General features: G+C 42.8%; 19 protein-coding genes. 7 read left to right on the top strand and 12 right to left on the bottom strand.

From position 1 onward, the window contains the following. Nucleotides 1–22: 22 nt before the first annotated feature. From prmA to tpiA, 3 genes are all read right to left on the bottom strand, one after another. A complete protein-coding gene (prmA, locus tag Q0590_RS16985) occupies nucleotides 23–850 on the bottom strand; it encodes a 50S ribosomal protein L11 methyltransferase (RefSeq protein ID WP_302038774.1) in 828 nt (275 codons plus the stop codon). A gap of 324 nt (nucleotides 851–1,174) precedes the next feature. Next, nucleotides 1,175–1,519, bottom strand: a complete 345-nt coding sequence (locus tag Q0590_RS16980) for a 7(1) septoil knot domain-containing protein (RefSeq protein ID WP_302038773.1) — start codon at nucleotides 1,517–1,519, stop codon at nucleotides 1,175–1,177. Nucleotides 1,520–1,530: 11 nt separating this feature from the next. Then, nucleotides 1,531–2,298 carry a triose-phosphate isomerase gene (tpiA, locus tag Q0590_RS16975; protein WP_302038772.1) on the bottom strand — a complete coding sequence of 256 codons (768 nt, stop codon included), beginning with the start codon at nucleotides 2,296–2,298 and terminating at the stop codon, nucleotides 1,531–1,533. A gap of 126 nt (nucleotides 2,299–2,424) precedes the next feature. Between tpiA and Q0590_RS16970 the strand changes: the two genes are divergently transcribed. The 3 genes from Q0590_RS16970 to Q0590_RS16960 all read left to right on the top strand — a co-directional run bounded on the left by Q0590_RS16970 (nucleotide 2,425) and on the right by Q0590_RS16960 (nucleotide 5,288). Then, nucleotides 2,425–3,282 carry a DUF5694 domain-containing protein gene (locus tag Q0590_RS16970; protein WP_302038771.1) on the top strand — a complete coding sequence of 286 codons (858 nt, stop codon included), beginning with the start codon at nucleotides 2,425–2,427 and terminating at the stop codon, nucleotides 3,280–3,282. 42 nt (nucleotides 3,283–3,324) lie between these two features. Continuing rightward, on the top strand, nucleotides 3,325–4,131 hold the full coding sequence (gene kdsA / locus Q0590_RS16965) for a 3-deoxy-8-phosphooctulonate synthase (RefSeq protein WP_302038770.1): 807 nt from the start codon (nucleotides 3,325–3,327) through the stop codon (nucleotides 4,129–4,131). 191 nt (nucleotides 4,132–4,322) lie between these two features. Continuing rightward, nucleotides 4,323–5,288 (top strand): glycosyltransferase family 2 protein, encoded by a 966-nt coding sequence (locus tag Q0590_RS16960; RefSeq protein WP_302038769.1) that lies wholly within the window; start codon nucleotides 4,323–4,325, stop codon nucleotides 5,286–5,288. 9 nt (nucleotides 5,289–5,297) lie between these two features. On the opposite strand, the gene Q0590_RS16955 is transcribed toward Q0590_RS16960, so the two are convergent. From Q0590_RS16955 to Q0590_RS16925, 7 genes are all read right to left on the bottom strand, one after another. After that, nucleotides 5,298–6,206 carry a phospholipase A gene (locus Q0590_RS16955; RefSeq protein ID WP_302038768.1) on the bottom strand — a complete coding sequence of 303 codons (909 nt, stop codon included), beginning with the start codon at nucleotides 6,204–6,206 and terminating at the stop codon, nucleotides 5,298–5,300. 14 nt (nucleotides 6,207–6,220) lie between these two features. Further along, nucleotides 6,221–7,321, bottom strand: coding sequence for a lipase family protein (locus Q0590_RS16950; RefSeq protein WP_302038767.1), 1,101 nt, complete (start codon nucleotides 7,319–7,321; stop codon nucleotides 6,221–6,223). Nucleotides 7,322–7,369: 48 nt separating this feature from the next. Further along, nucleotides 7,370–8,077, bottom strand: coding sequence for a hypothetical protein (locus Q0590_RS16945; protein ID WP_302038766.1), 708 nt, complete (start codon nucleotides 8,075–8,077; stop codon nucleotides 7,370–7,372). A 182-nt stretch (nucleotides 8,078–8,259) separates the two neighbouring features. Beyond that, a complete protein-coding gene (locus tag Q0590_RS16940; protein WP_302038765.1) occupies nucleotides 8,260–8,688 on the bottom strand; it encodes an META domain-containing protein in 429 nt (142 codons plus the stop codon). A gap of 236 nt (nucleotides 8,689–8,924) precedes the next feature. Continuing rightward, nucleotides 8,925–9,809, bottom strand: coding sequence for a diacylglycerol/lipid kinase family protein (locus Q0590_RS16935; protein WP_302038764.1), 885 nt, complete (start codon nucleotides 9,807–9,809; stop codon nucleotides 8,925–8,927). A gap of 304 nt (nucleotides 9,810–10,113) precedes the next feature. Beyond that, nucleotides 10,114–11,295, bottom strand: coding sequence for a 3-dehydroquinate synthase (locus Q0590_RS16930; RefSeq protein ID WP_302038763.1), 1,182 nt, complete (start codon nucleotides 11,293–11,295; stop codon nucleotides 10,114–10,116). 243 nt (nucleotides 11,296–11,538) lie between these two features. Continuing rightward, on the bottom strand, nucleotides 11,539–14,985 hold the full coding sequence (locus Q0590_RS16925) for a ThuA domain-containing protein (RefSeq protein WP_302038762.1): 3,447 nt from the start codon (nucleotides 14,983–14,985) through the stop codon (nucleotides 11,539–11,541). Between the two features lie 529 nt (nucleotides 14,986–15,514). On the opposite strand from Q0590_RS16925, the gene Q0590_RS16920 reads away from it, so the two are divergent. Beyond that, nucleotides 15,515–16,198: a DUF2490 domain-containing protein gene (locus tag Q0590_RS16920; RefSeq protein WP_302038761.1), complete on the top strand. Its 684-nt coding sequence runs from the start codon at nucleotides 15,515–15,517 to the stop codon at nucleotides 16,196–16,198. Nucleotides 16,199–16,306: 108 nt separating this feature from the next. Here Q0590_RS16920 and Q0590_RS16915 read toward each other — a convergent pair whose 3' ends face one another. Next, nucleotides 16,307–16,786, bottom strand: a complete 480-nt coding sequence (locus tag Q0590_RS16915) for a nucleoside deaminase (RefSeq protein ID WP_302038760.1) — start codon at nucleotides 16,784–16,786, stop codon at nucleotides 16,307–16,309. 67 nt (nucleotides 16,787–16,853) lie between these two features. Between Q0590_RS16915 and Q0590_RS16910 the strand changes: the two genes are divergently transcribed. Together Q0590_RS16910 and purT are read left to right on the top strand one after the other, a co-directional pair. Continuing rightward, nucleotides 16,854–17,711: a DNA/RNA non-specific endonuclease gene (locus Q0590_RS16910; RefSeq protein ID WP_302038759.1), complete on the top strand. Its 858-nt coding sequence runs from the start codon at nucleotides 16,854–16,856 to the stop codon at nucleotides 17,709–17,711. Nucleotides 17,712–17,748: 37 nt separating this feature from the next. Further along, the gene (gene purT / locus Q0590_RS16905) at nucleotides 17,749–18,927 is read left to right on the top strand and encodes a formate-dependent phosphoribosylglycinamide formyltransferase (protein ID WP_302038758.1); all 1,179 of its coding nucleotides are present in this window, start codon (nucleotides 17,749–17,751) and stop codon (nucleotides 18,925–18,927) included. Nucleotides 18,928–19,074: 147 nt separating this feature from the next. Here the strand turns inward: purT and Q0590_RS16900 are convergent, their stop codons facing one another. Next, a complete protein-coding gene (locus Q0590_RS16900) occupies nucleotides 19,075–19,716 on the bottom strand; it encodes a hypothetical protein (RefSeq protein ID WP_302038757.1) in 642 nt (213 codons plus the stop codon). 394 nt (nucleotides 19,717–20,110) lie between these two features. On the opposite strand from Q0590_RS16900, the gene Q0590_RS16895 reads away from it, so the two are divergent. Beyond that, a complete protein-coding gene (locus tag Q0590_RS16895) occupies nucleotides 20,111–22,330 on the top strand; it encodes a PA14 domain-containing protein (RefSeq protein ID WP_302038756.1) in 2,220 nt (739 codons plus the stop codon). Nucleotides 22,331–22,521 lie beyond the last annotated feature (191 nt).

Raw genomic sequence — 22,521 nt, 5'->3', positions numbered from 1 at the left:
ATATGCTATAGGTATTAAACGTTTATTTTTCAAAAACTAGCGAAGCCCAAGGTTGTTTTATTCGCTGCTCGCGTTTAGAAAAGCCTTGTGTACTAGCTAAGCTTTCTATATCGGCAATATCTTTTTCATAAAAGCCACTTAACAGCAACTTCCCTCCTGCTGGCAGAAGCGTGGCATATACCGGGATCTCATCCAATAACACATTTCGGTTAATGTTGGCTAGCACAATATCGTAGTTAGGAGCCAATTTCACCTCCCGGATTGTGCCTTGCTGAATAGTGGCTGTATTGCAGGAATTTAATTCAAAGTTTTCGCGGCTGTTTTCTACCGCCCATTCATCTATATCAAACGCATCTACTTTGGCAGCCCCCCGCTTACAGGCCATTATAGCCAGAATACCAGTGCCACAGCCTACATCCAGTACACGCTTTCCGGTATGTGAAATAGCTAATTGATTTTCCAACATCAGAGCAGTCGTTTCATGATGCCCTGTTCCAAACGACATTTTAGGGTTGATAATAATCTCATAGGGATAGGTTCCTAAGCCATCATGAAAGGAAGCCCGCACCAGGCACTGATTTCCGATGATAATAGGCTCATAACTTTTTTCCCATTCTTCATTCCAGTTTCTACGTTTAATGATAGAGAATGTATACGTGATGGCTGTTAAATGGCTGTACTTCTCTGTAATGGATGCAACCTGCTGTTCATCAAACAGGTGGGCTGGTATGTAGCCATCCACCCCGTAGTCTGTGTCTAGAAACGATTCAAATCCAATCTCTGCCAGTTCTGCAATAAGAATGTCAGAAAAGTCTGGTGGTACTGTTACTTTCAGTTCAATAAAATCCAAGGTATGTTCGGGCTAGTTATATGTATATAACGGAACAACGGGCAAATTACTATTATTATCAAGGTAGGCCAGTATAGAAGGCCCTGCAAACTTACATATGTACAGGCAAGCTTTATTAAAAAGCGGTTACCAGACATTCAGAGGATAACAAACTGACTGCTTGCAAGTTACTTTACATCATAATATTGAATCTGGGTAGAAACAAAGCTTAGTTTAATTACCCAGTTACAGAAAAATTTAGTTTCAATACAGGGGCTTCTAGATACTGAGTAAATGCCTCTTCCTGTATAGGTTAGTTCAGGGAGCAGATAAATTGACCTCAGCTTATCTACAGCCGGCAAAAGACCTGGTTTCCGTGTAAAATACTTTTACATCGGCCATATTCTTTTCTTTTTCAATAAATACCCTAAAATCTGCCAGGCCTCGGTTATTGGTAAAAAACCACACGCCTGATTTGTCGGCAAACAACTGGTTATCCTCTTTAAAAACTACCAGGTCGGCAAAACTTTCCTCTTTTTCAAGGTAAATAGTAAAATCAGCATTACGCCTGTCATCTTCTATAAACACACTACCATATACATCACATAAACGGCTACTCTGTGCATGCGTTTGCTGACCGGCCAACGCCATCAGCAAACTTGCACCTATACATATAAAGAAATACTTCATCAAACAGATTTTTATTCGCTAAATGATTTTACTATACTCACAAAATCCCTGGATTTAAGGGAAGCTCCCCCGATAAGCCCACCATCCACATCCTTACAAGCAAACAGCTCGGGTGCATTCGTTGGATTGCAGCTGCCACCATACAGAATAGACACTTCGGCCGCTGCGGCTTCTCCGTATTTAGAAGCGATATGCTTCCGGATTACTTCATGCATTTCCTGCGCTTGCTCGGTGCTGGCTGTTTTGCCGGTGCCAATAGCCCATATCGGCTCATAGGCAATAACGACTTTTTGTAATTGGTTGGTATCCAGATGAAACAAACTTTCTGTCAATTGTTGCTTAACAAAATCAATATGAATGCCTTTTTCCCGTTGCTCCAGCGATTCGCCACAGCAGAAAATCGGCCGGATATTATTTTGCAAAAGTAGATTGGTTTTTTCAGCCAGTTGCTCATTGGTTTCATTGAAATACATTCTGCGCTCACTGTGTCCGATAATTACAAACGAAACGCCAATTGATTTGAGCATATCTACCGAAACCTCACCGGTATACGCACCGGATGTTTTATGGTGGCAATTCTGGGCAGCTAAGGCCAGTCGTTTCTGTCCTTCAATAAGTTTGCCTACGGCGGTTAATGAAATAAAAGAGGGCGCCAGAATAACCTGAACATCGGTGTTCACCTCATCTTTTACCATGTTGCTTACTTCAGATGCCAATGCCAACGCTTCATCCAGCGTTTTGTTCATTTTCCAGTTTCCGGCTACAATTTTTTGTCTCATAAGGATTGGTGGGTTAATAAAACTCAAAGATATACATATTTTACAAGGTATCCGAAGTACAGATATGGGTTTGGCTGCGTATATTGCAGGCTGCGTGCAACCATACAGTGCAGGTATAATTAGTAAATGAAAAAACTACTCTTATTGCTTTTTTCAATATGGGTGATGTGCATCCCCTTATCCGCACAAACAAACCGAACGGAAATACTGTTACTCGGCTCTGACCACCTGGCACAGATTTATAAAAAAGAGTACCCCAATACAGATGTCCTACTTCCTGCCAAACAAAAAGAACTACAGGCGTTTACTGCTTTGATAGAAAAGTATAATCCGGATATGATCATGGTGGAAGTTTTGCCGGAAGAGCAGAAAAGTACAGATAGTTTGTATGCCCTTTATTTAAAGAATACGCTTAATTTAGCTGCTTTGGAGAATGGCAGAAGTGAAGTGTATCAGCTGGCTTTCCGGCTGGGTAAAAAAATTGGACTGCCCCGAATTTATTGTGTAAATGCACCAGGCGGAACCTCCCAGAGTGTCCTTGATAATGGGGAGAATATAGAGCTTTATAAAAATGAGACGGTAGCCTTAAGAAAAATCGTTTCAGAAAAGTACCAGGCTTTACAAAAAGGCACCCTTTCCTTGAAAGAGTATCTGACTTTTGTTAACCAGCCCCAAACCTATAACCTGATTTATCACTTACGCTACATTACCCCAGCCAGAGTAGTGAATGGCACATTTAAGAATCCGGACGAGATGATTGATACTGCATTTGTAAACCCAGCTTATATAGGTGCTGAACTCATTTCGGTTTTTAAAAACAGAGATTATAAAATTTATTCCAATATTGTAACCACCCAATTGGCCCATACACCTGCCAGGATCTTACTGATCATTGGTGTAGCACATATAGGTTCCTTAAAAAATATTTTCCAAGATGACCCTGACTATAAAGTAATAGATGCTGTGCGCTATTTAAATCAGTAAACTATCTTATTATCAAATTTTGTACATATAATTAGCCTGACTATGCAAATACCCAAGTTAAAACATACCCAAAGCCAGAACTTTTTCCTCATTGCCGGGCCTTGTGCCATTGAAGGCCGCGACATGGCTTTAGAAATTGCCGATAAAATAAAAAGAATTACCGACCGGCTAGAGATACCTTATATTTTTAAAGGCTCATTCCGCAAAGCCAACCGGACCAAATTGGACTCTTTTACTGGCATAGGCGATATTAAGGCATTAGAAATTTTGAAAGAAGTTGGAGCTACCTTCGATATTCCGACCATTACAGATATCCATGAAACCGAACATGCAGCTATGGCCGCCCCCTACGTGGATATACTGCAAATACCAGCTTTCTTATGCCGCCAGACAGATCTGCTAGTAGCTGCTGCCCAGACAGGCAAAGCCGTAAACGTAAAAAAAGGACAATTCCTTTCAGGAGCGGCGATGCGCTTTGCTGTAGAAAAAATCAAATCTGTAGGCAACGAAAACGTATTCCTCACCGACCGGGGAAATTCTTTTGGTTATTCTGACCTGGTAGTAGACTACCGTAATATCCCGGAAATGCAGGCAACCGGAGTTCCGGTCGTAATGGATTGCACCCATTCCCTGCAACAACCTAATCAAAGTTCTGGTGTTACCGGTGGCCGCCCCGCATTAATTGAAACTATTGCCAAGGCTGCCATTGCCGTAGGTGCCGATGGCTTGTTTATGGAAACGCATCCCAGACCCATGGAAGCTAAATCTGATGCGGCTAATATGTTGCCTCTGGATAAACTGGAAAATTTGTTAGAAAAGCTGATAAAAATCCGGAAAGCAGTAGTTTAATGTGCTAATTTGGGTTGTACTAAGGTACTGCTGAATTACTTATGACAAAACCTGTGAGGTCTGCAATAAAGCTGTACGAGCGATGTATATTTCCAGACTTTACAGGTTTCTATATGGCTGTTCCTCGTATTGCGCTTGCTAGTTAGTAACCTTATCTGCACATTTGTACCTTAGTTAATCTTCCTTTACCCTTGCGCAAGTATTCCATTATTATTCCGGTATACAACCGTCCTGACGAAATCAACGAATTGCTGGAATCTTTAACCAGGCAGACTTACCGGAATTTTGAGGTACTCGTTATTGAAGATGGCTCAAAGCTGACTTGCCAGCATATGGTAGAACAGTTTGCCGGCCAGCTGGAAATCCGGTATTATTTTAAAGAGAATAGCGGACAGGGTTTTTCGAGGAACTATGGCTTTACCCTAGCCAAAGGCGACTATTTTGTGATATTTGATTCGGATTGCCTGATACCGGAACATTATTTTGCTACAGTTGACGCATACTTAAATACTCATTACCTGGATGCCTATGGAGGACCAGACCGGGCTCATCCCAACTTCTCTCCTATCCAGAAAGCCATTAGTTATTCTATGACTTCGCTGTTTACTACCGGGGGTATCCGCGGAAATAAAAAACGGGTGGGCGGAGCTTTTCATCCCAGAAGTTTTAATATGGGTCTTTCCCGCAAAGTATATGAAACCGTAGGCGGCTATGTGATTACCCGGATGGGAGAAGATATTATTTACACCATTAACATTATCAAACATGGGTTTACTACCGGTTTGATAGAAGATGCCTATGTGTATCATAAGCGCCGTACCAATTTCCGGCAGTTTTTTAAGCAGTTGCATTTTTTTGGCAGAGCCAGAATTAATATTTCCCGGTTCTATCCAAAAGAACTAAAGCTGGTGCACATCTTTCCGGCATTATTTACGCTCGCATCCTTCAGCATTCCCCTGCTTTCCCTTTTTTCTACCCCGCTGTACCAGCTGGCCCTTAGCTTATTTATTCTTTATTTCCTGCTTATCCTGCTGGATGCTACAATCAAAAATAAAAGCCTGGAAGTAGGTTTATTAAGTATCATTGCCGTATTTGTACAATTAGTTGGGTATGGTATCGGCTTCCTCACAGAAGGCTGGCGAAAACTTAGGGAATAAAAGCCTGTATTATAACCACTCTACCAGTGATATGCCTAAACCAATAGTTGTCTGACGGTGGTTGTAATCAACTAATGTTTCGCCGTAGCCATGCATCAGCTGCATATGGCCTCTCAGGTAATTCCGGATTCGGCAAGTCCAGTCAAATAACAGCTGGCCCCGGTTCTTTCTCCCTAATCGTAAAGAATGGCTACTGGTAAGGGCAAATAAATTTCGCCCGGCATTATAGGTTAGTGTAGCATCTGCTCTTCCAATATAATCTGTGATAGCTGGGTTTTCATCGTCCGTATCTTTTAGCCGGTACCATGGCCGTATAAGCAGCACCCACTTGCCCCGTTCAAAGGCAGCATGGGCAATAACTCTGTTCCAGCTCCTGGAAAGCGGCAGTGCCCTGCCATTAGACTGATGATTGAGGCCAATGCCCATCATTCTTAACTTAAAACCAAGCAAAGAAAAGTTAGTAGCAAAGTTGAGTAAGACTTCTGGTTCGTAATTGGTCTCGCGGAATGGCCTGGAAAATTCGGTATTATAAATCTGCCAGTGCGACCGCTGTGTATAGGCAATCCATAAATCTCCATGCTTGCCGAAAATCTCCTGCAATAGTTTTACTTTGAAACTCAACTGATATTTTGCTTCATAATTTCCATAATCTACGCGGAAAGGAAGCGAATACGCAGGATTCTCACTGAATGGTTGCTCATTAGGTTTATCCGACCACCGGCCTGCTGTAATATACACTGGTTTGTATGGTGTAATCAGAAAAACACCTCTTTTGGTGACGGAATCTAGTTCCCATCTTTCAGATAAACTATGGGCATTTAGTTTTTTTTGAAACAGCGGATCGGGCTGTGCCTGTACAGCTAAACTGCCCAAAATCCATATTCCACCAACTAAATTAAGGAAAACGCGGATGTACATATCTAGGACATAGATTAAGGAGTTTGCTCTATTTTTTCAACCAGATACAAATAAGGTTGTATTAAATGATGTATAAATATTTTAGTATCGCTATCAGGAAATTGCTGAAAATAGGCTTCGTCTGGCTGCAGGACAACAAAAGTACCTGTGCGTACATAATGATTGGAATCTACAAAATCCGGCACTTTTATCCCTTTTAGCTGAGATTTAACAAACCGGGAGGTTTTTCTGCCCAGGTATTTCTGGTACCTCCGTTGGGCTCTTAAGGTATGTTTGGTTAACTGTGAATACACATGGTTAAGTACTACCTTTCTGGGAAAAGATTGCTTTTTTATCCCCGCTTTGGCATTCTTAAATGGATTAGTCTGGTTAAAGTCATTCACTGTCTGAATAGAGATAGGAACTTCCGGCACCCAGTCGGCAGCATTGACTACGGTAAAAGCCCACCCTCCCCGCGTCCGTTCTTCATAGTCGTAGGCGTAATACAGGTTACCTGGTTTAGGGGCTGCCATACAATAGGTTTTTAGCCGGATATCAGCGGGCAGTTTTCCGGTTTCCCTCAAATGATACAGATGCGAAGTAAGCAGATAGGCCAGTGCTCCACCCTGGCTATGGCCCATAATCAGAAAATCGCGGACACCTGCCTTGTAGCAGGAATCTATTTTAGGCAACATATCCGTGGCCAGAAAACCCATTCCAATCAGCCATCCCACATGTACTGCTGCTTTAGGATGGGTAGCCAGTTGATAGTCGAAAGTTAGCTTTTTACTTAATGTAATAGATCCGTTGGCCGGCACCATAGCCGCATAAAAATTCTCCAGCCAGCTTACCGGGTCTGTGGTAGTACCCCGGATATTGAGAAGGGCAATATTGTTTTGCTTGCCTGTATATAATTCCCACCGGTTTTCCAGACCCATCGTTGGGGAACCGTATACCCGCTTAAAATCTTCCGATTCAGGTATACCCTGGTAAAACGTAGAATCTCCCCACCTGGAAAAAACCTTCAGCAGTTCCATACATTCTCGTTTATCAAACCCCGGTTGCAGGTTTTGTGTGTAAGAGGTAATAGATACTAGCGTAAAAGTCAGATACAGAATCAGTGTTTTTTTGTACATAGGTTGAATAGTTAAAGTCCGTAGATAGTGGTGAGGCGTTGTGGAAAACTATTGAGCAAAAGCAATAAGAAGACTGCAATAAAGGCCGCCTGTATTAACCTGGGGGCCATCTGAGAGACGTGTGTTCTGGGTTTTCCAGACTTGCGCTGCCAAGGGTAAATAATAACCTGCCCGTAAACCCAATACCAGGTTCTCTCCCAGCTTGCTTTTACCAACTGCTTTTCTGGCTATTTGCAACCCGGCATTTGCCATAAACCCATTAGCAGCCGTATGTAGCTGATTAGGCTGACCGGCGAAATAGCCGCTAAACGAAGTACTGGCAGGCTCCTGTTTGGCTACACGTACCCCAAACCAGGAGTATACTATACCCCCATAGGGAATAAGCTGAAAGGTGCGGTTATTTATAATGGTGAGGCCTATGGCTGTGCCTGCTTGCGTTGCTCTTACCCAACTGCTTCTCCCCCCTTCACTATTGGTTGCTGTATAAGAAGACAGCGTAAACAGCGTGGCAATAGGAATTTTTGGAAAAATAGTGTAAAACCCTCCCCCTCTGCTAAAATATACATCCCTCACTGGCAAGAATCCTTCTTGGCTGAGAACCTCATTTAACGCAGAAGTAGTAGGTATCTGAACTCCAACAACGCTATTTAAGTAGAGTATCTTATTGTCGCGTTCAGTGGATTGTGCCTGTACACCAAAGAAGCCTAAGCTGAGAAGAATACACCCAACTATAGTTGTTGGCAAGGATGGTTGCATAATCATCGGATACGTTATGTAAAACAGCTTTATGCCCTTACCTAAGCAAGGCCATCATTTTCGTAAGGTTACCGAAAGAAGACTAGCAGAAACAGGGAGAGTACAGGAACATAGCTGTTTCAGAAGACATAGGTTGTAGAATGGCAAGATAGGTTGGTATTCGTACCTATGGCATACACACTTTATGGATTGGCTTTCGTAAGTTTCATTAACTCCTGTCCTTGAGAAAGCAAGGTTAATACTCCACCATCTAGTTTAAAGTTGGTGACTTTATTTAGGGCATCCATAAATGCATTTTCTCCATTACCCGGACATGCCATTTTAGTTGCCGCCAGCTGGCTAAAACTAATTTTGTTGCCATCTTCAATGGTTAGCGGACCAGAAAGATTATTGCATCCATTATTTCCACTTACCCGCTTGGCAGCAGTATCAAATTGCAGAAATGGCAGTTTATTGCTGAACAATTCGCCTAAATTGCTTTGCCCGGCAAGCGATTGAAGCGCCCACTTGGCATTTAATAGATTCATCATGCTTGCCAGTGAATTTTTAGAAGTTGTGCAGGAGGAGGTAAGCAGAGCCAGTGTGCACAGCAACAGAACAGACTTTTTCATAGGTTAGTGGCATGTTTATAGAAAGTACTGCAGGGAATTACTGTCTGTAAAAAGCAGACCAAATATATAACTACTTTACTAACAGAATGTTTTACTACAGCCTAGACTTGCAATTATTCTTATCAAAATCTGCCCTAGCCTACTGTTTACCCATCAGCAAGCAGCTTCCCTCGTATTCAGATAAGTTCTGTTTAACACATAGCTATTCTTCTATGGAGCCTACATTCATTCATACTTTAAGGGACAATCACCTTTAAACTATTGGACAATATTTTCACCTCCAGTTTATCTACAGTGTCGACCGGCTCGCCATCAATCTGGATGAGTTCTTTTTCTAGGTTAAGAATTGTGGCATATTTACATTTAAATACATTGCTGTAGGGTGAGTTGTTAATATCTGCCTGGTACATCTGGTACAAAATATTAATGCCTGCGGTTTTAGGAAACTCTGTTAAAATACAAATCTCAAAAATACCATCGTCCACTTCTCCATCCGGATTGATCGTAGCATTGCTTCCGAACATATTGGCATTGGCTATGGTCACCATAAATGCCTTTCCTTTGAAATAATCTTTATCGGTTTTTATTTCATACTCCTTTGGCTGATAGCCTACATATTCTTTCATCAAATTCCAGGCATACGCACCTGGCCCCCGCCTGTCGCCTTCCGAAAACCGCTTAACTATCAGGGCATTAAACCCAATATCACTCAGGTGTAAAGAGGGTATTTGGTTAATTCGTAAGGTATCTATTTCGGCTACTTTAAACTGGCTAAGTACAGTTAATGCTTGTTCAAAATCTTGTGGAATTTTCAAATCTTTCGATAGACCATTGCCAGATCCCTGTGGAATAATGCCTAAAGGAATATGTTTGTTAATAAGCATGGTCCCCACCAGATTCACTGTTCCATCTCCCCCTACAGCTACCACGGCATCTGGCTTTTCTACTGCACAAAGATCAAGAATCTGCATATCGTCAGCCTGGCCAGTAGTACGGTAGATGGTGCAATCGATACCTTTATGCAAACAGAATCCCTGGATACTTACCTCTGTATCGTTTTTATCAAGCCCTCCGGATATGGGGTTGATAACAAATACTAATTTTTTTGGTGCTTTTTGCATAGTTTACCTGCCGTGGCTGTTAAGAAAAATAGGAATTGAAATATAGCTAAATAAAAAATTATCGTCCATCTATACGCAAGCAATTTTTATAAGTTAAGCTTTCTATAGGGATGAAAATAATTTATTATTTAACAGGGGGTTAAAAGAGATATAAACAAAAAACCATGCAATTCTGCATGGTTTAAATCTGAATAAACATAGCTAAATTTATATAGGAGAGTAGGAAAACTAAGGCAGGCAAACAATAGCTTTTCTCCTGAAGTTGGCCATTCCTCCCTGACATTCTGCTGTATTGCAGAAATACTTATACGTTTATGTTTACACTATGGCTTTGTAGGAAGTAAACTGCTTTTTCTACCAAGGCCGAATCTATCTGGTTTACCTCTTTGCCTTTTCCAATTCTTTCAAGTAAGGTAATTGTCAGGCGGCCACCCAGATGTTCCCGGAATTCGGACAATCCTTTAATAACAGCCAGCTGTGAAACTTGCTGGGCATTTTCTTCTCTTTGCAACAGCACTGGGTCAAATAGCTGAAAGCCTATTTCTTCCATCACTTCTATTATCTCATTTAATTCATCCTTTGTAAGCATGCCTGCCAGGTAAGCATACGCACAATCCAGGGCTATGCCAATAGCTACAGCTTCTCCATGGCGTAACTGATAGTTGGTTAACTGTTCCATCTTATGAGCAGCCCAGTGGCCAAAATCGAGTGGCCTGGCTGAGCCCATCTCAAAAGGATCGCCCCCCGCAATATGATCCAGATGCATCTGGGCGCAACGGTGGATGAGGTATTGCATGGCATTCATCTCGCGGTTGGCCAGAGCTTGTGCATGCGTTTTAATAAACTGCCAGAAATGAATATCTTTTATCAGGGCAACCTTTATAGCTTCTGCAATACCAGAACGCCAGTCGCGGTCATCTAACGTAAGAAGAAAGTCAAAATCGTTGAGTACAGCAAAAGGGGGAGCAAAGGTGCCTAAAAAGTTTTTCTTATGAAAAGCATTTATACTGTTTTTCACCCCTACGCCGGAATCATTCTGCGCCAGCACCGTAGTAGGAATTCGTACCAGCCGCACTCCCCTATGCGAAACAGCAGCAGCAAAACCCACCATATCCAGAATAGCCCCTCCACCAATCCCTACAATATACGAATGCCTGTCTATACCATACTCATTCACGGCTTGCTGGATTTGCTCTACCAGCGAATAATCTGTTTTACAGGCTTCTCCTCCAGGCATAATAACAGGCTTACCGCTCAATTTGAACACCTGCTGATAGTGTTGCACATATTTTTCTATATCTGCTACTAATTGGGGATGATGTGCTGCCACGCCACTATCTACAACAAAAAATAATTTGCGGGGAGTGTTGTTACCGTCTTGTAGAAATATTTGGCTGAATAATGGATTGTTGAGATTAAATATTCCATTGGTAAAATGAACAGTGTACTGAAAGGGAACACTGAATTTCTGAACTATAGGCTGCATGTATGGTAAAGTCTATCTGAACTTAACAAATGGGTATGAATGAAACAGCAAATATTAAATTAAAATTCTATTTATGTATAAGTGATACACGAATAATAGCAAAAATACGGAATCTGGTTTTGGTAATACCCGCAATGTATATGCCATTCATACATGGAGAAATTTGCCGGCACCTGATAAAAATAAACCTAACAGACAAACTCGTCCTGTTAGGTTTATTCGCATTTTATAATTTTTTACCAATTACTTCAAAGAGATTGTCTGACTCCTGGCTGGTGTCTGGTTGCTGTTGTGGAAATATATCCAGTTCAGGTTTACAGCTCCTTGTTGCCCCTGGTCAGCTACATATACTATATAAAGATCATGTTTGCCATTTACAGCGCTGATCGGCGCAGTTCCCTCCTGCCACTTATTTTCTGTTCCTGGAGTTAATGCTATACTTCCAATAGCTTGGCCGTTTTGCTTATCTAAGCGTACTTCCAGTTTACCACTTGTATTTCTGGCGTAATAGCTAAACGTAAGTTTGTTTACCTCTTTCAGGTCTATCCCTTTGAAGGAAATGTATGCATTATTACCCATGCCAGTTATGGCAGGTTGCCCGGCAAAATTTCCTTTATTAACTCCCTGAGCAGCATCATAGTCTTCTACCTGCACTTTTGGATGACGCAATATAGACATACCTCTACCCATTAGCGGGCCTACTTCTTTGGTACCTTTGTCTGTATAATAAGCAGAGATTACGTAAGAACCTTCTTCCCCTTTACCCACATGTTGATTAGCTGTGAATGTACCTTGTGGGTCCAGACTGGTTTTGGCTGCCTTCTCGTTGGCTAATGACAACACATAATTTACCATTTCTTTGGCATCGGCTTCGGATAATTGTGGGTGGGCACTCATGACGTTTTCGCCCCATACTCCTCCTCCGCCATTTATTACTTTTCTGGCCAGACGGTCTACAGCGCCTTTGTCATTCTGATACTTTTTAGCCACATCAATATAGGCCGGGCCGATGGACTTTTTATCAATCGCATGACAGGCTTTGCAATCACTTTTGTTCATTAAGAGTGATCCTGGATGAACGGCGGTAGGCGCTTCAGCATCTTTCGTCTGATGGCCCAGTACCTCAATCATATCTTTCCCCTGTGGCAGATAATCTACATATACTTTTACTTTGGACGGATCAACCCCTGATTTCAGGTTGCCATCTTCTTTATCCGTTACCTGCACATCATAATTAATGGTGGCATTGTCCCAGAAAAACGTACTATTGCCGGCAGTATTCACTGCAATTACCGGTGTGCTGTTGCCTACTTTAATAGCAATATTGGCTACAGAACTTTTACCTTTGGCATCGGTTACTGTCAGGCTGGCATTATACACTCCTGGCTTGTCGAAGGTGAATTCCGGATTTTGCTCATTTGAGGTAATGCGTTTATCTGTGAAGCGCCAGTCGTAACTAAGTTTGTCCCCATCGTCGTCGTAGGTGCCTTCGCTGGAAAACTTCACTTTTAACGGAACAGCTCCGGCATTTTCAGAGGCACTGGCTACAACTACCGGTGCCCGGTTACCCCGGATATACTCAACTTTTACCAGTTTGGCATTGTCATTTGCTGCAAACCAGTTGCTTCCATATTCCAGAATGTACATAGTGCCATTTTTATCAAAGGCCATGTCGCTGGGCTTTTCAAATTTCAGGTGGGAGGCAACTGGTTCCATCTTATCAAAATCGCCGTTTTCTTTCAGCGTTACTGCCATAATCCATCCCCGCATCCACTCATAAATGAGCAGTTTGCCATCGTAATATTTTGGAAACTTCACTTCAGAATCGGCATTAAAATCGTCATAATAATAGGTGGGGCCTGCCATGGCTGTACGTCCACCAGTACCTACATCCGGAAAATCTGGGGAGACATCATACGGATAATAAATAAAGGCTGGCTGTGCCGGAGGCAAGTTTTTTCCACCAGTATTGTTAGGAGATGTATTCATTGGGGCTTTAGGGTCATGTGCCTGGCCAATTTCACCGGTAGCAAAGTTTACCTTGTGGTAGGCTTTGTTGTTGCCCACAAAATACGGCCAACCAAAGAAGCCTGCTTTCCGTGCCTGATTAACTTCATCGTGCCCACGTGGCCCTTGTGTACTGTCTTTTCTGGCATCTGGTCCTACATCACCCCAGTATAAATAGTACCGTTTGCTATCGATGGCAATCCGGTAAGGGTTACGCATACCCATACCATAAATTTCAGGTCTGCCTTTGGAGCCATCTTTAGGAAATAAGTTGCCATCGGGAATAGTATAACTTCCGTCTCTTTCCGGATGAATTCGCATTACTTTTCCACGCAGGTCATTCATGTTGGCAGACGATTTTTGTGCATCCCAGGCACTTCTGCCAGGACGTTCATCGGAAGGAGAATACCCGTCGGAGGCAAAAGGGTTAGTGTTATCCCCAGTGGAGATAAATAGATTTCCATAGGCATCAAAGGCCAGAGAACCACCGGAATGGCAGCACTCGTCGCGCTGGGTAGCAATTTCCAGAACAACCTTTTCAGAATCCATATTCACTGTATAATCTTTGTTTAAAGTGAATCTGGATACATGCTGCTTTGGTGCACCTCCCAAGGGAGAATAGAACAAATAAACCCAGCGGTTGCTGGCAAATCCTGGATCTAAGGCAATGCCTAATAGACCATCTTCTGCTTCTTTACCACCAGTATATTTGGTGTTGACTGGAATTTCTCCGACCACTGTTGTTTCGCCAGAAGAAGGATCATACATTTTTACTTTGCCTTTTCTTTCCACAAAAAATACGCGGCCATCGGCGGTAACATCCAGCTCCATTGGCTCATCCAGATTAGCTGTTAACTCTGTTTTCGTGAAGCGATTCTGCTCCGGTACCTGGGTAGTTTTCGCCAGTTGATAGTTTAATGGTTCGTTGCCACCCATCACGTAGGTAATCCCTCCCAGCAAATGCTTCAGAAACTGAGGATCTTTGTAACTTTCAGCTGTATGGCCGCCTGCTGTATAATAGGCTCTACCCCCATCAAACTCATGATACCAGGCAAAGGGATGTTTATCTCCATTTTTTCCGCCTTTGTAGGTTTTTTCATCCAGGTAAGCAAGTACTTTTACGTCCGGATTGATGGATTTAAAATTATACCACTCATCAAAGCGTTTCCATTCTTTGGGCAAATCTTTGGTAGACGGATGGTTGCTATCTACAACACGGATAACGGCATTTTGCTGTTCCGGATGGCTTTCAAACCAGGCTCCTGAGAGTTTGTTATACCAGGGCCAGTTATATTCGGTATCGGCTGCCGCATGTACCCCCATAAATCCGCCTCCGGCTTGTATGTAGCGTTCAAAATTAGCTTGTTGTACAGCATTCAAGGGATCGCCGGTTGTGTTCAGAAAGACAACAGCACTATACTGCTTGAGATTGTTTTCCGTAAATTTTTCAGCATCCTCTGTGGTATCTACTTTAAAGCCATTTTCAGCACCTAGCTTTATAATAGCAGCTATGCCATCTGGAATGGCCTGATGCCGGTAGCCGGTTGTTTTGGAGAATACTAATATTTTGGGTTCTCTTTTCTCCTCCTGATGGCAAGAGGCTAAACCAAAGATCACTAGCACTGCCGTTAGCAGATGCAGATACCGCAGGTTACGGGAATAGGTAAATTTTAAATAAAACATAGTCAGAAAGTTACAGCAGTAATTAGTAATTGATCGTTTAATAGAAAACATCTATCTGTTTCAACCTATAAAATTACGACAAAAGCTTAGAAATTTTTAATTACTTCTGACATTTGTTATATTATTTTTACTAATTAAGCCATTATAGTAGGAAATAACAGATCTACCCAATCCTGCAGAATATGTTATAAGTAATGATGCTGTAGCTTATTGTATAATATTTCTTTCAGCTTTTGCAGCACCACACCTTTGTTTTCCTCCCTTCCTGTACCTCTCCTTAAGTAGTATACATCGCTGCATACGCCTTCTGGATGTGGTTTTAGGATGTCTCTTGGCTAATGGGCTTTCAAGTGAATCTTGCATATCACACACCTTTACTAAAGATTTACAACTTTTACTGGCTATTTGCTGTATCAAGCAGCAGGAGCTGATACTCAGAAAAGAAAATCAGCCTTGCTAATTTTCAATGAAACGTATCTTCCTATCATGTGTATTGGGGCTGTGCCTATTTCAGTTTAGTGTTGCACAGATGCATACGAACAAAATTACTACGCAATGGCTAGGCTGGTACCATCTGGAAGGTGTACTGGATATATCTCCCAAATGGCAAACTGTTCTGGAACTGGAAGACAGGCGATTTCAATATGTCAGCAATGAGCATCAATATTTTAGCCGTTTTCAGCTTACTTACAAACTCAACAAAGTGTTATCTGCCGGAGCAGGATTTGCTTATTTTGGGCAGGAGGCTGATTCGTTACGGTCATTCGACGATCCCTTAGGCACCGAGCTTAGGCCTCACCAGCAGCTAAGCTTTGAAAAGGAAAACAACCGTCATACGTGGCTGTTCCGTCTCCGGCTGGAAGAACGTTTTTTACGGGATATCACCGCAGTTGAAATAGACAATACGTATAGCTTAACTTTCCGGCTACGGTTGCGGCCGGAGTGGCAATTTACATTGATTAAACAAAAAAAAGACGATGCCTCGCTGGTAGATTTTACGTTGTACGACGAATTTATGATCCAGGCAGGCAACGAGGCAAATCTGTTTAACCAGAACAGGCTGTATGGAGGATTTATTTATTCTCCATCAAAATCTGTCACCGTCGAAGCAGGCTATCTCAATGCCTTTCAGTTACGTGATTCCGGAGATGCCTACTGGAGCCGCCATATTATCCGGCTGGGACTCATTTTTCAGTGGCAGCTTCATCCATAAAAACTTATGACTACATTGCTTTTTACATTAGCAGAGATAGTTGTTGTAAGCCGTTACTCTAGTAAGCTGTAACTAAATCAGTCGATGAGCAACCCGGAAGTTTCCAGATCAATACAGTTTCTTATTCTTTGTAATTTCCCAGTCCTGAAATACCTGCAAGGCTTCTTGTCTCAGCAGGGGTTCCATGGGAATATGCCTTTCTTCAATGGGAAGATCCAGTTCACAGTAAATAAAATCATCATTAAAGCCAATGGTTGCCGCATCTTTCCGGGTATTGGCATAATAGATTTTCCGGATTCTGGCCCAGTAAATGGCACCTAAGCACATAGGGCAAGGTTCGCAGGAGGTAAACAAGATACACTCTTCCAGGTGAAAAGTTTGGAGCGTGGCGCAAGCGTTACGAATAGCTACCACTTCTGCATGGGCCGTAGGATCGTTGGTGAGCAACACCTGATTGGAGCCTTTACCCACTACCTGAGTATCTTTTACGATGACAGCGCCGAATGGGCCGCCTTTGCCACTTTCAGCACCTTCTCTGGACAGGCGTATAGCCTCCCGCATATATTTCTCTATCTCTTCTTTAGTCATGCTTGTTAGTCGTTAAGTACTCCATACTCTTTGCAAATATTTCTATATTTACAGGAAAATCCACCGGATGCGGCAATCATTTTTATACTTTCTGATTATTCTTTGTATTGGTATTCATTCGTGCGCAAAGAAAACCCTCAGCCCTGCTTCTTCAACTGAAGAACTTCATATTTTGTTAGGCAACCCCAGTAAAGCTACTGCAGATCCGGCCAATAGTGAAAATTTTCTGGTCATCCGGCCACAGTATGCCCTATCCTATAACAGCGCCAGAGGTACTGCCAACTGGGTAAGCTGGCACCTGAATGCTACCTGGAAAGGCACCGTAAAACGGCAGGATAATTTCCGCCCAGATCATACCCTGCCAGACAGCTGGTACCGGGCCACACCGGGCGACTATACCAATACTGGTTTTGACCGGGGCCACCTCTGCCCTTCCGACGACCGCGATAAAAGTGAAGAAGATAACCAGGCCACTTTTCTGATGAGCAACATTGTACCGCAAGCGCCCAACAACAACCGGACTACCTGGCGTAACCTGGAAGAATACTGCCGCACATTAATTGACAGAGGAAATGAACTATATATAGTGGCAGGGGTGTATGGCCGTGGAGGCAGCGGATCTAACGGAGGAACAACCAATACCCTTGCTTCCGGTAAAATAACCGTGCCTGCCCGATTCTATAAAATTATAGTCATACTCCCCGAGGGAGACAAGGATGTAAGCCGGATATCGTCCTCTACAAGAGTCATTGCCGTGGATATGCCTAATAAACAGGCTGTAGACGAACAGCCCTGGTCCGAGTACAGGGTATCTGTAGATGATATAGAAAAGGCTACCGGCTACGATTTTCTAAGCAACCTTCCGGCAGCACTACAACAATCCCTGGAAGCTAAGCCAGACACAGAGCCGGTACGGGCCGAGTAATTCATTCTTACTGATAGCAAATCACGTTCATATACTTATGCAAAAAAAAATTATGCTGCTGGGCTCTGGTGAACTCGGCAAAGAGTTTGTAATCGCTGCTAAACGACTTGGCCAGTATGTAATTGCTGTGGATTCTTATGCCGGTGCACCGGCTATGCAAGTAGCCGACAGCTTTGAAGTGATAGACATGCTAAATGGCACAGCACTTGACCGGATAGTAGACCTTCACCAACCGGATATTATTGTACCTGAAATTGAAGCCATCCGCACGGAGCGTTTTTATGAGTACGAGAAAAAAAATATCCAGGTAGTGCCCAGTGCCAAAGCAGCCAACTATACCATGAACCGGAAAGCCATACGCGACCTGGCTGCTAAAGAACTGGGTGTTCGTACGGCTAAATATACCTACGCTGGTTCCTTAGAAGAATTAACAAAAGCAGTTTCTTTTACCGGATTGCCTTGTGTGGTAAAACCGTTAATGTCTTCCTCAGGAAAGGGGCAGTCGGTCATTTATACAGAAGCCGACATAGCCAAAGCCTGGGAAATAGCCGCCACCAAAGGCCGGGGCGATTATACAGAAGTAATTGTAGAAGCATTCATTACGTTTACTTCTGAAATTACCCTGCTTACCGTAACACAGAAAAACGGCCCTACCCTCTTTTGCCCGCCTATTGGCCACCGGCAGGAAAGAGGCGATTACCAGGAAAGCTGGCAACCTACCGCCATTACGCCTACCCAGCTGGAAGAAGCCAAACAAATGGCCGGTAAAGTAACCAACGCATTAACAGGTGCTGGCATCTGGGGAGTAGAGTTCTTTCTGGCGGATGATGGTGTATATTTCTCCGAACTTTCACCCCGTCCGCATGATACTGGCATGGTTACCCTGGCAGGCACCCAGAATTTATCTGAGTTTGAGTTGCATGTACGGGCGGTTTTAGGTCTGCCTATCCCGGAAATTACGCTGGAAAGAACGGGGGCAAGTGCCGTTATTTTGGCGCATTCCGATGGCATTACTCCTGAATTTACCGGTTTAGCGGAAGCATTAGCCGTACCCAAATCGGATGTACGCATTTTCGGCAAACCTATTACCAGACCCTACCGGCGAATGGCTGTGGCACTGGCCTATGATCAGGCAGATATAGATCCTGCTGAGTTAGTGGAAAAAGCCAAAGCCGTTGCCGGAAAAATTTCTATAAATGATAAACAAGCTTTTTGAAATTTTGGCGACAGCTGGCAGTAAAATATGTACATTAGGGAAAATGCACCAGAGGCCCACGCAAACGGTGCGGCTTCGGTGAGGCATTGCGACAAGAAGGCCGGTTGACCTGGGACTGGTGTTATGCCTTGGCTTAGTTTTTATTTATCAACTTGTTGTAAAATACTCAATTAGCAATTCGTTGCCCCTCTTCCACCTTATCCATCCCCTTTTCAATGGTGTTTTGTTATCAGTGTAGCTTTCATCACAGTAGTCTGCTGTGTAAATTTCTATCCAATCCCCTTTCATTGATTTTACACCAAAACAATCTTCTCCTTGGTACTTTATCTCCGCCGAGTTGTCTGTCGGTGAAGACCTTATTTTTTGGTGATTGGTTGGTAGCCTTTTTACCCCAAACATCCCCTTCAAGTAATTCTCCCAAGTGTTGAAAGTCGTCATTTTGCTATTCTTCAGCCAATACCTCTCTCCATTTTCTTGGTTGGTGATTACTTGGAACCAACCCTCCTTATTTACTACACATCGAAAAATAAATGAGGAATAATCCAACCACAATACTTCTGGTTTTAACCAATTCTTTTGTTTGTCGAGTTCTTTGATATTCCAACTGTTAATTGTCTTGTCGTTGAAGAACTCAATGGTTTTTGAAGGCGCTTTGTCAGTGATATTTTTATAAAAATGTAAAACTGTTTTGTCGTTCAAGTTGATAGAGACAAGTCCCAATCCAAGCTCTGTTTGTGACCACAGATTGGTTGTCAATAAAAGCAATAAGTTAACCAATAATATTTTCATCTTTTAGTTTAGGCATGATGTACGATTGGTGATACTTTTTGGTAAAAATATTTTTCATAAACTCTATTTCTTCTTCTAAAGCTGCGCAAAGCTTTTAAAAAGAAAAATACAATGCTGTTAGCTATAAACTACTAGTAATTGGTATAGCCTAATATAGCATATGGAACGGTTCTACAAAAAAGTCAAACAAACGTACATTTTTAATTAAGATACTCTTGTACTATTTTCTGTAGAAATAATTTATCAATTAATAGAAGTATAGCATGCTGATTTCGAATATATTGCAGTTTCTCCTGACCATATGTTTAGAACAACATACTATAGCTTCTGCATAGCTCTATTCCTGTTATGCCTTTTCAATTCTGCTTCTTTACTGGCACAAACCCGGCTTGGTTTGCATGTAACCTTAGAAGAACTTTCTGTTTGGAAACAAAGGGCCTTAAATGGACCTTATAAAACCCGGTCAGATGTATCCGCCAACTCCCCTGACGACTGGACAAGAATTGTAAATAATACCAATGCGTTCAAAGCAAATCCGGCTGCTTACCGCTGGCAAGGACCTACCCTGTTCGAAACCTCAGGTACTTTTACCGGGGCAGTAAAGAAAGGAACCGGTGAGGATGTCAGGCTTAGCAATGAACCCAATGGCAATACCCTGGGCTATCACATCCGCGATGCTGCTTTTGTATGTATAGTAGATGAAAACCGCGCCGACAGGGCAATATTGAAAGCTACTGTAAAAGCGGAATTATTGCATGCCACAACCATACCCACGCTTGACCTGAAAAATACTACCCTTTGGCCTGCTACCTATTTCCGCGATATTAATCCTTTGTTTCAAATCGTAAACTGGTTCAATAATTATTTACACGCCTATGACTACATAGAGATATCGGATAAGCTAACCGGAGAAATAACCTTTACGTCAGATGAAAAAACCCGCATACATACCTGGCTATTGGCAGCAGCAGCATTTGCCCAGAAAGAGCAAGACTGGGATGTAAACAGAAACTTTATCAACCGTAGTAGTTCCAGTCCGGATGCAGCCTATACGGTTGCTGCCATTCAATATCCTGTCCAGCGGAACGGCCTGAATCTGACCACTCACTATACTGCAACAGGTCCCGGCCATACCATTTATGGCTTGATGCAAACTTTTAACAACCGCCGCATGGCTTGCTACCGGTTTGCTGCAATGGTTGGGATCAAGGTAGGTAATACGCAACTGATAGATGCCGCCAAGAGATATGTCAAAGACTGGATAAAATATTCCGTATTTACAGATGGTGTGGTAGGAGAAATGGAAAGATGGAGCAATACCATCCCTGACTTAGGCTGGGGATACGCAACCAGTGTAGCCGCCCCTGCCCTCTCAATAGTAGATGCCTTAGCCCGTACAGGCGACCTAAGCTTGTATGAGTATAGTACCAGTATTGGCTTGTATGGTACCGAAGGAAGCAATGGAGAAACAAAAAATCTGTACAAGGTATTGAAGATGATGTATGCTATTGCCGCTAAACAAGTGTTCTGGTATGGGACAAACATCGCAGAAAATGCCAGCGCCGCTTACTTGATAGATGGGCAGACTGACACCTGGAAAGCACTACACGATGTATGGCTGGCTATGGGCAATCTGCGGTTTAAAGATAACAACATTAAAGCCATGTATATGCGGCAAGGCCCGGGCATTACTCCGTACTGGACTTATCCGGAAGTAAACGGCAAGCATCTGGTATGGACAGGAGACTGGGGTATCTATCCTGGCTTGTTATTTATGTACGGACAAATGGAAGACAAGGTAAATCCTTATCCTGGTACTGGTCCACAACCAGGTACGGGTACTATTGGAAGGGAATACTGGAATACTATTGCTGGTACTACTATTAGTGCTATTCCATTGAATACACCGCCGTCCGGCACTCAGATTCTCACACTTTTTGAAGGACCCGTAAATGCCGGAGACAATTATGGAGCCCGTATCAGGGGGTATGTGCATGCGCCGGCAAGCGGAAATTATATTTTCTGGATTGCCAGTAACGATAACAGTGAGTTATGGTTGAGTCCTGATGAAAGCCCTTTCAGTAAGAAGAAAATAGCCTTAGTTAAAGGAGGAACCAACTCCCGGGAGTGGACCAAAAGCAATACGCAGAAGTCTGCTAAAATAGCGTTGCAGGCAGGAAAAAAATACTATATAGAAGTTCTTCACAAAGAAGGAACCGGTATAGATAATGTTGCGGTAGGCTGGCAATTACCCAACGGTATCCTGGAAAGACCCATTCCTGGCATGCGGTTATCGCCTTTCTTAGCTTCCCCTGCTGCCAGAATAGCCGCTTCTGATGCAGAAGAACAAACAGTTACTCCCCCACAAGTTTACCCAAATCCTTTTACTGATGTACTTTACCTGGAGACCGTTCCCGATAATGGCGAGTTGCTGATTACTATTTCAGATATATTGGGGAAAACGTATTCTCAGCAAAGAATCCAACCTTCCAAGACCCGTACACCACACGATTTATCCCTGGCAACCAATGGTTTAACACCTGGAATATACTTTCTGGTTGTAAAAGATATGCATGGCAAACGTAAAACATACCGTCTGATCAAAAGTAAGTAACCGCACCATGAATAATTGGCAGAATACTGCCCTGTTATGTATACCGTTGGAAAATTTAAAAGGCTCCAATCATCCATAGTATTTTCCGCTTGCGTAATTCATCCGCCTTTTCTGTAGAATATCCGGTAACTTGCCACTACTGGAACTGTTCTTGAACGAGCGGACATAGCTTACAAACTAGTAAGCCCTTT

It is taken from the genome of Rhodocytophaga aerolata (assembly GCF_030503435.1).
GTDB classification, from domain to species: Bacteria; Bacteroidota; Bacteroidia; order Cytophagales; family 172606-1; genus Rhodocytophaga; species Rhodocytophaga aerolata.
Note: the sequence above shows the minus strand (reverse complement) of the source record. Positions and strands in the feature narration are given on the sequence as shown.